This is a genomic window from Diaphorobacter sp. J5-51 (assembly GCF_001023515.1).
In the GTDB taxonomy this organism is placed as follows: domain Bacteria; phylum Pseudomonadota; class Gammaproteobacteria; order Burkholderiales; family Burkholderiaceae_C; genus Diaphorobacter; species Diaphorobacter nitroreducens.
Map to the genome: position 1 here is coordinate 1 of NZ_JSYI01000024.1, position 14,083 is coordinate 14,083.

Here is a 14,083-nt window from a genome sequence, read left to right on the forward strand (position 1 = left end):
CAAAACATCGGGCGTCATCGCCTGGGATTTCCGGACCTGTTGTCTAACAAAGCCGAGGCTATGGCGAAGGAACTCAAGCGCTTGACGCCAGGCGCCGAGATTCGTGCGCTGCCCGTGGATGTCAGGCAGGCCCAATTGGGAGAGCTGGACCTGCTCATAGATGCCACCGGGGAAGAATCCCTCGGGCATTGGCTGTGCGGCCACTATCCGCCTCCGACTCCCATGCTTTCGGTCTGGATCGAGGGGCCGGGAACGGCTGTCCGTGCGCTCCTGAGGACGAAAGCATCTAATGCGTGCTATCGATGTCTTTGGCATAGCAACAGAAGAGGCGAGCTCCGTTCTACCATTGATCCTCTTCCTGCCATTTTGGCGGGGCATGGATGCGAGGGCTTGTACGTGCCATTCCCCGCTTCGGTGTCGGTGCACGCTGCCAGCCTGGGCGCTGAGATGACCCTTGATTGGGTCAACGGCGTCTATTCCCCCGCGTTGCGAACCAGGTTGATCGACCGCGCCCAGCAGCTTGCCACACCCGATTGCGATCCGCTGCGGGATCGTGAATGTCCCTTATGCAGTTCATGAGTTCTTGGGCGGCCGACGACAACAGAACGCTGCTGCATTTTTCGAAGTCCACGCTGGAGACCTTCCGCCAGCATGTCCAGGTCAGTGACTCTGACTGCGAAGCTGGGGGGCTGCTGCTCGGCTCGGTCCATGGGACTCACATGCTCATTGAGCAGGCAACGGTTCCTACGGCATGGGACAAACGGTTTCGCTACCTGTTCGAGAGAATGCCATTCGGCCACGATGCCATTGCACGGGCTCGATGGACGGCGAGCCAGGGAACCATCCGCTATTTGGGCGAATGGCACACCCATCCGGAAGACAACCCCAGCCCGTCGGGCCTCGATAGATCGGAGTGGAACCGTCTGTCGGCCAAGCGTCGGGATAAGCGACCAACGCTCGCTGTCATTGTTGGCCGAAATGCCCTGTATATTGAGTTGGTGCCAAGTTCGGGCCAAGGATCAGTATTTTCCCCTGTGGAATAGCGACACAACAAACCAATGTCGTCCCAGCGTGCCGACATCGGGCTCGCGGGCAACGCAGTCGCTGGACGTCCGGCAGCTTCAATCGTTGTAGACAAGCTCACCACAGGCCCCAAATCTCATGCTCGAAAGATATCCACCTTGGTTTCAAGGCACTTGCGAAGACTCAGATCGTTTGCACCAACCTCGAACCAACCCCCAGGCTTCTGGTAGAAATCGAGGCCTCGCCCGATCTTGATGATCCATCCGTTATCCAGTCGGATTTCGCGGTCATGGATGTTCGGGTTGAGTTTCACCTCTAGCTCGACATCTAACTCCAGCAGACTTTGCTTCAGCTCATCGAGCTTTTCGGCGATGTCGGCCAACTGGGTCTTGTCGTCGTAGCCGGTGATCAGGCTGATCTTCTTCACGGTGCCAGCCTTCAGTACCGTCTCGCAGAAGCGCACGAAGTTCTGAATCTGGTGCTGCAGCCGGATGTACGGGTCTTCGATGACGACGGACTTCGCGCCTTGCAGGTAGGGGCCGAGGATCGACTCATAGCTGTACCCGGTATCGCCATAGAGGATGGTGAAGTGCTGTTCCTTGAGCTCGACCGATGACGGAGCAACCACCGTTGGTGCCGGAGCAGCCTGTATCGGCGCCACTGGAGGTTCCACTGCTGCAGCAGGCGCCGGGTGGGCGACGGGCTGCACTTCGACTGCCTCAGCAGGCTGGCCATCCGCCTGGCTCAAACGACGACGAGCCGGTTCTTGCGTCGCGGGCGCATCCTTCGACTCCGGGCAGAAGACCACCACTTCCTCACCGCTGGCCTTGAAGTAGGACAGGTTGATGCGCGCAAACTCGTCATCCGGCTTGCGCTTGTTCATCTGCTCTTTGACACGACGGCGGCATTCCGTCGCATAGGCCACGTATTCCTCGAACTCTTCGTCGGTCGGTGGCCCGTTCGGATGCAAGACCTTCAAGAAAGCGCAGACGGTTTTCTTGATGCCTTTCTCGTCACGCCCCTCAATCGACTTACCGAGCCGGATGCGCTTGCTAACTTCTTCGTACCGGTTCGTGTGCTTGAACTGGTAGTGGAAGGCCTCGGCCAGGTAATCGGTGATGAATCCGTAATTACTGGTCAGGAACTCGCTACTGTTCTTGGGCATCTCCCAGCCCGGGATGTACGCGGCGAATCGGTCCATCACGGCCAGGTCGAGCTCTGGCGGAAGTGGTTGGAATAGGTCGTGCTCGTTGGAATTGACCACCTGCTGTACAGACACATCGATGTTGCCGACAAAACTCAGGCTGGCATCGGCAATGACTTCGGCCCCGCGCGAAAAGCGCCCGTTGGCCATGAAGTCTTTCATGATCTGGATGGTGTCCGGATCGCGCACTTTGATCCCACCGACCTCGTCAAAGGCGACCGTGTCCCAGAAGCCGACCAAGCCCACCTTGCGGCGCGCGTTGTTGTAGAACAGCGTTGCCTTGGTCGCCTGGCCGCCCGAGATCAAGGTGGCGTAGGGCGAAAACTCGCTGAAGAAGTAGGACTTTCCAGTGCCGCGCGGGCCCAGCTCGATGTAGTTGTAATTGGGCTCCACCAGCGCGGCCAGCCTGGCGATGAAATGCATCTGAACGCGCTTCGAGAGCTTACTGGGCTCCAGACCCACAGAGCGCAGAACCGCCGCGATCCACTCATCGCGAGTGAAGGCTGCCCGGCCTTCCGCATAGCGGTCAAAGTCGAAACGGGTCAGTTGGATCGGGCGCAGGTCCTCGATGGAAAACGCGTAGTCGTCCTCATCGATGTCGTTGTGCGCCAGGGTGACTTCGGCCCAAATGCCGCCTTCCAGCAGCCTGTCGTTGTCACGGTAGAACTTCTCGCCGATGGCGATGCGTTGCGAGTTGAAGTTCTCCAGCGATGCCCAGTGGCGCTTTTCCTTTTCGACGTAACGAACGTGGACCTTGTCGATGAAGCGATGCTTGCCCTTGGTGGCCACCTTGGACTGAGCGGCATTGGCTTCGTCGGGGCGAACGTAGTTCTCCTGCAAGGAGGACAGCACCGCCTCCATGCCGGCATCCATCTCCGCCTGGTCGTTGCTGGCGCAATACTTGGCGAGCAGGAACTCCAGGACGAACGTCGGGACGTTGGTGCCTTTCTTGATCCGATGCAGCAAGTCCTTGCGAAGAACTTTGCCGTCGAAAGTGGCGTTCAGCTTTTGGTCGAGTTCGTCCATAGGGCTCACTCCGTATAGTCGGTTTCAAGCGCCAGATTGCTGTAGGCCGCCAGGGTTGTGGGGTTCAGCGCTTTGACCGAGAACTTGCCTCTGAACTCATCATCCATCCGCAGCGCAATCTGTTTGCGCTGGCCTGGCATCAGGGTCACGGTCCTGGTCGCGGGGTTCACATCGCCGCCTGGGCGCGGCTCTCCCACCACATTACCCTTGCTGTCCTGCGCTTCCAGCAGGATCTCCACGTTCATGTCTTGCGAGAACATATCGTCGGCCACCAGTATCACTTCGATGACCGGCAATCGCGTAGTGATTCGTTTGGCGCCGTTCTTGTAGCTCAGCTCCACCACCACCTTGCGCAATTCCGCATGGGCAGCGGTATCCAGCCGAGCTACCAGCACAGGTACGACGGCCTCCGCCAGGGATGCCCCTCCGTGGAAATACAGATGCCCCGAGCGATAGGGGGCCATGCTGCGCGGCAGCGCCACTTGAGTGAAATCACCGCGAATGCTCACCTTCTCGGCACTGACGACCAAGCTGTGACCATCTGCGGTGCCGTCGCCCAGCATCATGCGGTCATGCGCATTCACTGGCCATTTGCCCTGGGGCTTCACGCACACATCGCCGGCCTCGGCTTGCGCGTTGAGGAAGAAGCCGTGGTCGGTCACGATGACCGCCTCCTTGAACCCCATGCCGCGTAACTTGTGCAGTGCCACGCGGATCAGCTTGAGCGTGCCGGGGATCAGCCCCAAGGTCGTCTCAGGGTTGCTTTCCAGCTGGCTGTCGATTTCCGTGGAACGCAGCACCAGCAGATCGACGGTCTCTGCAATCTTCGGTTTACCGCGAACAAAATCGTTGAGCGGCATTTCCGCGAAACGATCTCCATACCGCTTGGCCAGCACATTCATGCGCTGCGGGACGTTGCTCACCGGCGCACCCGCCAGCTTGGGCACCAGTGAATCGTTCTCCACCGACAGGGTCAGCCCCGTGCGTGCGCCAGGCAGCAAGCTCGCCATGCCCACCAGCGTGATGGTCGGCAGCTGCGCATAGGCCGCTTGAAGCTCGACCGGCCCGTCCTCGGCCAGCAGCTTTTCCAGCGCAACGCCCAACTCATAGCGCAGGGCATCCACCATCAGGTAGGCCACCTTACGGCCGCTTTCCTTGAGTCGATCCGCCACCAGCCGATCAAAGGCATCGGCGTTGGCCAGGCGCCCGGTGGGCGGCCATCCCGTCGTCTCGACGTGCTTCACAAACACGCCCTGAACCTTCTCCGCCAAGCGCCGATAGCGCGCCCGTGCTTGGCTGATCACTTCATGCATCAAGCCATGCTGATCGAGGAAGTCACCCGCCGCTTGCTCAAACTCGCGCTGCAGACGGTCTGCTTCACGCAGGCTGCCCAGGTAGAAATCGATCAACTCAGCTTGCGAGCGGGCGTGATCCGGGAGCTGGCGCTCAAAATCGTCGCAGGCCTCAACCAGGCTCAAGCCAGACCGCACCAACTCCCACTGAGCCTGGCTTTCGCCCTTGCCGAGCCATACCGAACTCTTGTGGCGGGNTCGGTGTCGCCGCTGACAATGCCCTTGATCGCTGTGCGAAGGAAGGTCCGCTCCTCGAAGGGGAAGGTGTCGCGCTCACCCAGATCTTCAATCGCACCACATAGATCGGTCAGATTGAGTTCAGCCTCAATGGCCTCGGCACGCTCGATGTATGCCGCGCGTGATTTGGGGTCACTCCGCAGACGGTCGCACACATCCTCGACAATGGGTCTGGCTTCCATCGGTGCGTGCGGCACGCCCTTCAATGTGTCTGGCAGGACCACCGGCAAATCGAACACAAACTCGCTGAACAGCACGTAGCGCCACAGTTCATCCGCCAGGGCAGACCACGTCTTGCCGCGCGTCTTCACGCTCAGGCCCAAGGTAGCGCGAAGGAAATCGCGCGCTTCTTGCACCCAGCCTTCCTGCCCCTTGAGTGCTTCGGATTGGCTGATACTCGGGGCCAGCAGTGCGGCCAGAATCTCGCGACCCGACTCCACCCGCAACGTGGCTCGCAACTGGGGCCAGCTCACACCGCCGCCAATGGCATCGATCACGGCAAAGGTCGGCCCAGAGGGAGAAGTGGCAAACACTTGCCGGATCTCGGTCGCGTGATCCGGCCTGGCGCGCAGACACAGGCTCAGATACTCGTCGCCATCATCTTGCGGGAACACCGCGCCGCATTCTGCGTACAGGGCGAATGGATCAGCTTGCTTCTGCTCGTCGGTTTCCGGGCGCTTGGTCGGCACATAGATCAAGACTCCTTCCAGCGGTGCCTTGGGTTGCCCCACCTCACGCAGCGCCAGCAGCGCCGCCTCACGGCTTTCGATACTGCTTTCAGACGCATCTACCACCCGGACCTTGTCGGCCGCCAAGTCGAAACACTGCTCGCGGTAGCGCTTGTCGGCGTCGTACACCACCAAACAGCCGGCGTGCTTCAGGCGCGGTTTCAGCACGCTTTCTCGAATGAATTCCGCAATACTCATAGATGCACGATCTCCAGGTCACCCCAGCGGGACTTCAGGTATTCAGCAACTAACCGCCGGTGGCAGTGTTCAGGAGTCGACTCACTGCAGAGAAGGCATCCACCATCAATGAGATCTTTAGGAACCTTTTCCTCAACTTTTCTCCGAGCCATCAAGTCCATGAATTGCTTTTCATAGCTAGCCCAGTCACCCCCGTTTTTCTTGTATTCGTCGAGGATCTCTTTGGTTGGCGCGAGGTCCGGCCGATGAACATAGTCAATGCGGTTGATCTCGCGAAGGAAGAAGCGAAGATCATCTTTCTTCGTAAACCCTGCGAGTTGGGACACATTGTTCAGGCGAGCATCAACCAGCCTTACCAGGCCTGGCTGATTGAGGCGCGTGAAGAACTGTTCGGCGTTCTTCTTTGTGAATCCGATGGTAAATACCTTCATTGTTTGGCCCCTTCTCGCAGTTCTTCCTGCAGCATTGCCTCATCCTGATAAGCAATCTGCTCACCGTGAACCCGATATGCATCGATGAGAATTTCTTCGCGCGTGTGGAACATGTCGTTTTCGGACATCTTATGGAGCTGGAGCATTCGCGCCTCCATTGCGCGATGCTCTTCCAAATGCCCGTCGGCATGTATGTGCTGCACTGGCGTTCCGGATTCGAACATGCGCCGCGCGACAAGTACTGCACGATGACAATCAAGCGGGTCTTTTTCCGCGCACATCAGCGCGATTTGATACTTTTCCATGCCCTGGCGCAGACGTTCTAGACCTTGTGCAAACAAGGGTTCCTTGGCCAACAGGTCGTACTGCACCTTTCCTTGGCGATAGCAAGCAGGGTTTTCACTTCGAGCCCCTAGCTCCTTGCCGAGGAACACATAGGCTATCTGCGCTTGAGCAAGCGCATTCTTAAGCGCGTCTTTGGAATACTGCGGAAAATGCCGACTGTAGGGATGCGAACGGACATCAGCCAAGGCCGTAACGCCATGCTGCTTCAATAAGGCGACAAACACATCGATTGGATGCGTAGAGTGTCCGATGGTTAGAAGTTCGCTCATCCGCCCGCTCTCTCTTTGGTGATGATCGAGGCCACGAGCTTGTACGCGAACGTCTCCCCATTCTGGTTGGTGTGGGGCTCAGACAGGCTGATGCATGCAACGACTGAAGGAATTCGATACTCTCCAGCCCCTTTTTCCAAGCATGCGCGCTCATACTCCGGATCGGTAACGTCCAGTTTGTAGTGCTGCCCACGGTAATTGAAACTGGCCCGCACGATCGGTTTCATGTCGCCGAAGTCCGGGGCCTTAGGGCCCGCATGAAGAACCATCTCGTCCAGTTCGATCAAGCGCAAGGAGCCGCCATCTTCGTCGATGAGTCCGTCTGGAACGCGATTGTTCCGGTTGTAGTAGGCACTGAATCCGTTCGCCCAGAGGGCCGCAGCAGGGTCAACCAATTCAAGGACGTCGTCCCATGACGCGTTCCCTTTCTTCTTCCAATAGAATCTGTCGTCAATCAGAACATTCTCGCTCTGGTGGCCGTGGGGGCGTTCCTCAATGCACGGAATCTCAATGACATCGAGCAGCTGCGCCGTTTTGCCGTCCGAATAGCGACGATCCAACTCGGAGATTTCGTGCCCTGCTCGATTGCTGATTGGGCGGAACCAGGAGTTATCGCCCGTACGCTTGCCAGCAACACAGCGCCCAGAAATCTTCCTTGAGTTGGCCAGACAAACGATCGTTTCAATACTGTTCGGCGCATCGCTGCTCATTTCACTCTCCCTTTTTCCTTCCGCGAGTTTTCTTCGGCGCTGCCTCGGGCTCGACGTACAGATGCTCCAGACCATGCGCGATCGCAAGCGACTTGTCAGTCTTGCACTTCTCGCGCACGCGCTCCGGCCAGTAGTTCATGGCCAGGTGCGCCCAGTCGTAGTCGCCTTTTTCCAGCTTGGCCCAGGTGTCTTTGAGCACCTTCTGCCAGGGCTTGTGACGGAACAGCGGCCACAGCGGCGCGGCGCTGATCTGCACGCCGTCATCGTGGTTGGGCTTGTAGGTGGGCGCGAGCTTGAGCAAAGTGTCGCGCAGCTCGATCAGCTCCAGCTCGAAGGCTTGCAGGGCTTCGAACTGCTTCTCATCGTCACGCGTGCGGGCCGCAGCCTTGTTGCGCAGCGCCGTCACGTCAGCGCCGACTTCTTTAAGCTTGGGTTCGACGAAGTCGTTGATGGCGGTGTACAGCGTCTGGCTGGTGAGACTGGGGTAATAGACCCACAGCGTGTAGCTGCCAGACGTGGTGGACAGCGGCCAGTAGATAGGCGCTTTGCGGCGGCTCTTGGAGTAGCGCTGCAGGTGGAAGGGGAAGAAGTCCTTTTGTAGCCAGCGACGCACGTCTTCCGGTACGGGAGCCTCGACACGGGCGAGCACCTCTTCAATCAGACGTGCCAGGTCGTGCGGATGGCCCTGGTCGTCCACCAGGATGCCGGCATTGGCGTGGAAGGGCGCTGCGCCGTCCGGCAACATGCCGGGGCTCTTGGCGGGCAGCGGGTCAAAGGGGGCGGGCTCGGGCGGCGCGGCTCGCTCGCCGGTGGCCAAACGCCAGTCAAAGTGGCCAAAGGCCACGCCGACGGCCCAGCTCAATAAGCCGGCCGTCTGGTCGATGAGCGCGGCGTTCTCTTCGTCCTCACCTTCATCGTCTGCGTCTGTTTCTTCATCGTCCGTGCGGGCCGCAGCATGGCTTGCCTGCGCCGGGGCGCGATCCTCTTCGCTAAAACCGTAGAGGTCAAAGGCGATAGCATCGATCTCGGCCTGGATGCGGGCCAACTCCGCTTCGATAGCGGGCGGATCGAAGCTGCCCAGACGGTCGCGCAAGGCTGCTGGCAAGTGAAACGCGTGAGAGCTTTCCTGGATGCCATCGAGAGTTAACTTTTGCTTCCACGCGCGACAAGCTAGTTCAGCTAGACGCTCAGTAACTTCAGCATCCGTGTCAGGGGCTGGCGTGGACTTGATGATCCCAACTTCATATGAGTTAGCGACGCCGCCAGCCTGCGACTTATCTGCAGCGGCCAGCTGAACTTCGATAAGCGAACGGCACGGCTTTGATGAAAGGATTGCCAATGCCGCAGAGATGTCTTTTCTACTGCCGCCATCAATAAAAGCGCTCAAGCCTTTTTCAGAAAATACGCAGCCCGCAGGGAGGAATCGTGGTGAGAAGTCACTTTTCGTTCGGCGAGTCCAAGTAATGCCAGGTTTCAGGTAATCACTCTCCCTGTGTAGAACCCAATTTGCCGAATCACCTAAGTAGGGATATTTTTTGAGAATTGCGGCCTCAAGTTCTGCCGCATTGTCTTTCCAATTAATCTGAAGATGAATATCTGAGTAGAAGGGTGAATAACGTCCCCCTTTTGCCAAGTCGATCCATTTGTCGCTCGGCTCCCGCAGTTCCCACCACAAACGTAGAAATCGGAAATCGTCTTTTGTCGAGCATCCCACTTGTGCCTTCAAGCCACGCTCAGCGAAATTTCTGAATCGAGAAAACGCATCGCCAACACTTGGGTTCATCCAATAGGCAAAGACAGAGCTTGGAAGTGATCCGAAGGTAGATGCATCAACTGAGAATATTCCAAAATCAGATTCGCCAGACCTGAAGGAACCACAGAAATTCTTCAGAGCATCCTCTTTGTTTGAGAACTCTAGTACGCGAATGAAATGTGTCACCTTTGCTTCTCCAGAACGTATGCGGCCGCCTCGACGATGGCATCATCCATTACGTTGATCCCCAAATCGGCCATGACTTCTGGCTGTGCTACGCCTAAGACAATTTCCTCGCGCCACTTCAAAAAACTAGGCAGGAAGAAGCAGGTTCGAGCGGTGATTGCACCTATACGACCACCTGCGCGCAATAGCTCCAGCCCGCGCTCAACCATGATGGCCAGCAAATCGTTCTTGCTGCGTGGGTAGGCTTTGGCGAGCAGGTCTTTCGTATTGGCCGCCAGCGCTCCGAAAGGCGGATTCATCACCACCACATCGAACACCTCACGGCACAGATCGATGAGACGCAGGCCCTGCAGAGCATCCTGGGCAAACAAGCGGCCTTGATATGTGGATTTCGCTGCTTGGGCGAAATTGGTGAGCGCCGCGCGTAGCCGCGCCTCAGCCTGCAGCCAGTTCTCCTGCTCCTGTTGGGCAAACAAGCCGGTGCCCTTGCCCACATAGACTTGGCGAATTAAGTTCGGCAACTCTTGCTCAACCTGGAGCAGCACCCCCATTTCAGGTAGCCCCTTGAGCATTTGCAGGGTCTTCTCGAACAGTTCGGCATCGCGCTTATCGAGGTTGGCCGCGAACTGCTGGCGCAACTCACGCTCTGCTGGTGGTGCAATGGCCGCAACGACATGCCCCCTTCCAATCAAGGGACGGTCTTTGGCCTTCACGCCCGCATCGTGCCAAGCGCGCTGCGCCCGCAGCCACAGCGCCAGCGAGGCGATTTGCGCGGCGCGCGGGTCGATGTCCACGCCATAGATGTTGTGCTCAATGATCAGGCGCGGCACGTCGCGCAGGAATGCAGCCTCGTCCTCGTAGGTCTGGCTCAGTGGCTTGAGCGCTGCCTGTGGCTGGGTGGAAACATCCAGCGAACCGGGCCCATGCTGCTGCTCCCAAGCCCAGGCCTCGCGATAGATCTCGGCAAAGAGATCGAAGGCATACAGGCCGAAGTGCATGGAGCCGCAGGCCGGGTCCAGCAGCTTGAGGGTGCGCGGGTCGCGCAGCTTGGTGGCGGCTTGTGGCGTTTCGTCCGGTTTCACCAGCAGGTATCGGCAGCGATCGCGCAGGCCGGTGGCCCCGCCCGTGGCGTTGAACCAGAGACGCCCGAGGGTGTTGTCCACCAGGAATTCAACCACGTAGCGCGGTGTGAAGAACTGGTTGCGCACGGCCAGCTCGCGGCTGTTGCGCGGTGCCTGGCTGGCATCGCGCATCGCCTTGCGCTCTTCCTTGGAGTTGAAGTACTGGTAGATCCAGCCGATGGTTTCGTCTTCGCTCCACAGCGGGGCGATGTCGGCATCGTTGATCAGGTTCAGCACTTGCAGCAGCGCGGCCTCGCGCGGGAACAGGCGGCCCTGCGGTGAGTAGCGGTCAAACAGACCGGGCAGGTCTTGGGCGAGCTCATCGAACACGCTGAACAGGTACACGCGGTAGGCATCGCCGGTTTCGCCGAGGCCGGTGCCGGCGAGCCGCGCATAGAGCTGAAAGCCCTTGGCCTGAAAGCCGTTGCCGACCGATTCGACCAACAGACCACGCGCCTCGGCCATGCGCAGTGCCGCTAAGCGGTTGAGCACCGTGAAGGCCTGCTCGCGCACGATGCGACCCAGCCCCTGCGTGGCGTTCATATCGCCGCTGGCGGTGTAGTGCGCCAGGGTGTCGCGCAGAATGCGGGCGGTTTCGCGCTGGGCGTCGTTGATATGCCGCAGGCTGGCCAACTCGGCGACAGATCCCGCATTCGGGTCCATGCCGTAGTCGTTCTGCAGCTGGCGGGTGAACTCTTCTTCCAGCACCCGACGCGCGTCGTTGACGAAGCGCTGAAGGCGGTTTCTTGTTATTTGGTCGAATGCCATCGATCGATTCCTATTGTTCTGTGACCGCTTGGAGTGATTCGGGCGCTTGCCAGTCCTGGCCAAAGTGAGCGCGCAGGCTCTCGATGGCGGGTGGCAAGGCGCCGTTGCAGGTCACGCCCAGGTAAGTGGCCGCACGCGTGGCGCCCACGTACAGATATTTGTCGAAAAGCGCTGGATGCAGCGCGGCGAGCTGGTCGATGCCCACGAAGAACACGGCTTCGAATTCCAGGCCTTTGATGTGCTGGATGTCGAAGACGCGCACATTGCTTTCCTGGCCAACCGCCTGACCCTCGCGGCAGGCAATGACCTGGATGTTGTGTTCGGACAGGGCTTCGTTCAGCGCCTCAGCCACCGGTGCCACATCGTCTTCGGCATTCACAAAGATGGCGGTGGATGGCAGCTGACCGACGAAGCGCTCGATCTCTCGGATGCGGTCTGCCAGCCAACTGACAACGATTGCTGTGTCCGTGGCGTGCTCGAGGAGCGCGGGCGCTACGCCGCCACTGTCCACATGCGCGGGCAAGCTGACGTTCTGCTCGGTGCCGCCGACGGCACGAATCATGGCGCGAGCGAGATCGTTCAGTTGCTTGCTTTGCCGGTAGGAGACGGTGATCTCCTTGATGTCGAAGTCGGCAAAGACCCACTTCATTTCGTCAGCGGATCGCGCACCCCAGGTGGTCAGGCGCTGGTTGAAGTCGCCGCAGGCAAAGAACGAGCGCAGCCGTGGATGCGCCAGGGCGGCCATGCAGGCCAGCTGGATAGGCGAAAAGTCTGTCGCCTCATCCACCAAGACCTGGTTGCGGTAATGGCCCAGGATGGGCTGAAGCGCAGACCAAGCGGGGCTGTCGATGTCACGCTGAACGTTGGGCCGGCTGATCAGGTCGCCTGCGGCGCGCAGGATGGCGAGCAGCACAATGTCCAGTTCGAGCGGATGGATATCGCGGGCTTCGAAGCCTTCGTTGCGATACCAGATCCCGGCTTGCTGGTGTTCGCGCCGGAACGCACGGTAGCGCTTCGGCATACCGTCGAGATAGCGTTTGACCGGGTTCACGAAGCGGCGCGCGTTGGTCTGCACCAGCAGACTCGCACCCACTTCGACGCGGTCGGCTTCTGTCAGGCCACGATCTGCCAGCCACTCGATGATCTTGCCGTTGCGTGATGACTTGCTGACCGCGCGCTTTGAGGCTGCAGCCCGAGCTTGGGCACGCACGGCTTGCATGTAGGCGTTGAGCGCGGCGGCACGACCGGTACGCGGTGCTGTGGTGTCTTCTTCCTCATCGGCATCAAGCTCGTCTTGTTCGTCGGCATCGGTGGTCTGGGCTTGCTGCAGGCCATCGATGAAGCGCGCCAACTCATCCAGGAACGCCCGATTGCGATTGAGCTGGAGGTTGAGCGCTGCCTTGATCTTGCCGTCAGAGGCTTCCTTCAGGCTGGCGACGAGCGCCTGGACCTTGGGGAGCTCGGCTGCCAGCGATCCGAAGGTGGACGCCAACGCGCCATCGCCCGCTTGCGGAAGGATGTTGTGCAGCCGCTCGCCCAAGCTCTGGACTTCTGGCACCTTGGCTTCGCGGAGCATGTTGGCCGCTTCATGCAGCTCTTGCACGTAGGCGTTGCGCTGCCATGTGTTGAAATCGTCGAACCACTGAATCGGGCGATCCAGCGCCTCTGCGCTCAGGCTTGGCAGGCTGTCTTTCAGGACAAATGTGCCACTACCCGATGCGGTTCTGAGGACGCCGAAAGCGTTTCTGGCCAGCTCGCGCCGGTAGTCCTGCCAGGTTCTGATGCGCAGATCGGAGGCGGGAACGCCTTCACGCGCAAAAGCCTCCTTGAGGTACTGCTTGAGCAATTCGGTGGGCGTGAACATCAGCCAGCTGTTGGCGTGCGAGACGCCCTGGGCAGTAGCCACAGCTTCAACCAGACGTTGTTCGCCTTCCTCCAGAAAGGCGGTGTCGAGCTTCTGGCCAAGGCGGCGGATCAGGGTCGTCGTCTTACCCGTGCCGGGCGGGCCAAGAATCAGCAAGCGCTTGTCGAGGGGAAGACGGAAGATCTCATCCTGGTACTGATCCAGAACGGGCTGATCGCGCAGCCCCATCTTGGTGATCACGCTGCGGCGCACGCCGTCGATGATATTGGCCTTGACGGTTTCTTCGGCCAGCAGTTGACCCAGGAGGTCTTCGGTGACTTCTTCTCCGGCAACCTCAGTCAGTAGCGCTCGCAACGACTCGATGGTGAGTGGGCCGAAATGCTCAGCTTCCACCACGGTGTCGCGCGAATCCCAGCCATCGGCTAGTGCGGCGGGTCGGAGTTGGGTGCGCTCCAAGACCTCGACAACGGTGCCATTGGGCAGGGTGAACTCGGCCCCGATCGCCAAAGAGGCCAAGCGACCGACCGGGGCACGGTAACTGGCCAGATTCTGGAATCCCGAAACCGGCGTGGTTCGGCAGATGTAATAGGTGCGCTCTTCGCCTGCCTCATCCACAACGACGACACGGGCGATCGCAGGCTCGGCTGCCAATACCTGATAGCTCTCGCGGTTGGCCTGACTGATCTGATCCAGTTTCTGGATGGCCGAACTGGACGTCATCGTATTGACGCTCGCCAAGGCATCGGAGCCCAGCGTTCGCCCATCGTGCAGATTGCGTTTTGCAGCCGTAGCGATGCTGTCGAGCTGGGTGAGCGCCTCGCCAGCGACCTGCTCGATGTGTTGCCTGGATTCGGTGGTCAGCTCCATG

9 protein-coding genes and 1 pseudogene are annotated in these 14,083 nt (G+C 59.5%); 2 read left to right on the forward strand and 8 right to left on the reverse strand.

Annotated elements, in window-relative coordinates; genetic code table 11:
• Positions 1 to 579 (forward strand): annotated as a pseudogene (locus tag OX89_RS18945) (ThiF family adenylyltransferase); the annotation flags it as partial.
• Positions 567 to 1,043, forward strand: a complete 477-nt coding sequence (locus OX89_RS03085; protein WP_047349568.1) for a Mov34/MPN/PAD-1 family protein — start codon at positions 567 to 569, stop codon at positions 1,041 to 1,043. The pseudogene OX89_RS18945 and the gene OX89_RS03085, both read left to right, overlap by 13 nt.
• 116 nt (positions 1,044 to 1,159) lie before the next feature.
• Here the strand turns inward: OX89_RS03085 and brxL are convergent, their stop codons facing one another.
• The 8 genes from brxL to OX89_RS03125 all read right to left on the reverse strand — a co-directional run bounded on the left by brxL (position 1,160) and on the right by OX89_RS03125 (position 14,082).
• Positions 1,160 to 3,253, reverse strand: coding sequence for a BREX system Lon protease-like protein BrxL (brxL, locus tag OX89_RS03090; RefSeq protein WP_047349518.1), 2,094 nt, complete (start codon positions 3,251 to 3,253; stop codon positions 1,160 to 1,162).
• Between the two features lie 5 nt (positions 3,254 to 3,258).
• The gene (locus OX89_RS18800; protein ID WP_369799237.1) at positions 3,259 to 4,566 is read right to left on the reverse strand and encodes a PglZ domain-containing protein; all 1,308 of its coding nucleotides are present in this window, start codon (positions 4,564 to 4,566) and stop codon (positions 3,259 to 3,261) included.
• Positions 4,567 to 5,764: 1,198 nt separating this feature from the next.
• The gene (locus tag OX89_RS03100; RefSeq protein ID WP_047349519.1) at positions 5,765 to 6,199 is read right to left on the reverse strand and encodes a DUF488 family protein; all 435 of its coding nucleotides are present in this window, start codon (positions 6,197 to 6,199) and stop codon (positions 5,765 to 5,767) included.
• Positions 6,196 to 6,813 carry a DUF488 family protein gene (locus OX89_RS17930; RefSeq protein WP_084001975.1) on the reverse strand — a complete coding sequence of 206 codons (618 nt, stop codon included), beginning with the start codon at positions 6,811 to 6,813 and terminating at the stop codon, positions 6,196 to 6,198. The genes OX89_RS03100 and OX89_RS17930 overlap by 4 nt, the downstream gene beginning before the upstream one ends.
• Positions 6,810 to 7,523 (reverse strand): hypothetical protein, encoded by a 714-nt coding sequence (locus OX89_RS03110; RefSeq protein ID WP_157497278.1) that lies wholly within the window; start codon positions 7,521 to 7,523, stop codon positions 6,810 to 6,812. The genes OX89_RS17930 and OX89_RS03110 overlap by 4 nt, the downstream gene beginning before the upstream one ends.
• Before the next feature lies 1 nt (position 7,524).
• Positions 7,525 to 9,462: a hypothetical protein gene (locus OX89_RS03115; RefSeq protein WP_047349521.1), complete on the reverse strand. Its 1,938-nt coding sequence runs from the start codon at positions 9,460 to 9,462 to the stop codon at positions 7,525 to 7,527.
• The gene (locus OX89_RS03120) at positions 9,459 to 11,351 is read right to left on the reverse strand and encodes an SAM-dependent methyltransferase (RefSeq protein WP_047349522.1); all 1,893 of its coding nucleotides are present in this window, start codon (positions 11,349 to 11,351) and stop codon (positions 9,459 to 9,461) included. The genes OX89_RS03115 and OX89_RS03120 overlap by 4 nt, the downstream gene beginning before the upstream one ends.
• 10 nt (positions 11,352 to 11,361) lie before the next feature.
• Positions 11,362 to 14,082: an ATP-binding domain-containing protein gene (locus tag OX89_RS03125; RefSeq protein WP_047349523.1), complete on the reverse strand. Its 2,721-nt coding sequence runs from the start codon at positions 14,080 to 14,082 to the stop codon at positions 11,362 to 11,364.
• Between the last annotated feature and the right edge of the window lies 1 nt (position 14,083).

Excerpts from the sequence above, each read along its gene's own strand:
- OX89_RS03110 (WP_157497278.1), bottom strand. The coding sequence starts at position 7,523 with ATGAGCAGCGATGCGCCGAACAGTATTGAAACGATCGTTTGTCTGGCC.
- OX89_RS18800 (WP_369799237.1), bottom strand. The coding sequence starts at position 4,566 with ATGCATGAAGTGATCAGCCAAGCACGGGCGCGCTATCGGCGCTTGGCG.
- OX89_RS17930 (WP_084001975.1), bottom strand. The coding sequence starts at position 6,813 with ATGAGCGAACTTCTAACCATCGGACACTCTACGCATCCAATCGATGTG.
- OX89_RS03085 (WP_047349568.1), top strand. The coding sequence starts at position 567 with ATGCAGTTCATGAGTTCTTGGGCGGCCGACGACAACAGAACGCTGCTG.
- OX89_RS03120 (WP_047349522.1), bottom strand. The coding sequence starts at position 11,351 with ATGGCATTCGACCAAATAACAAGAAACCGCCTTCAGCGCTTCGTCAAC.
- OX89_RS03100 (WP_047349519.1), bottom strand. The coding sequence starts at position 6,199 with ATGAAGGTATTTACCATCGGATTCACAAAGAAGAACGCCGAACAGTTC.
- brxL (WP_047349518.1), bottom strand. The coding sequence starts at position 3,253 with ATGGACGAACTCGACCAAAAGCTGAACGCCACTTTCGACGGCAAAGTT.
- OX89_RS03125 (WP_047349523.1), bottom strand. The coding sequence starts at position 14,082 with ATGGAGCTGACCACCGAATCCAGGCAACACATCGAGCAGGTCGCTGGC.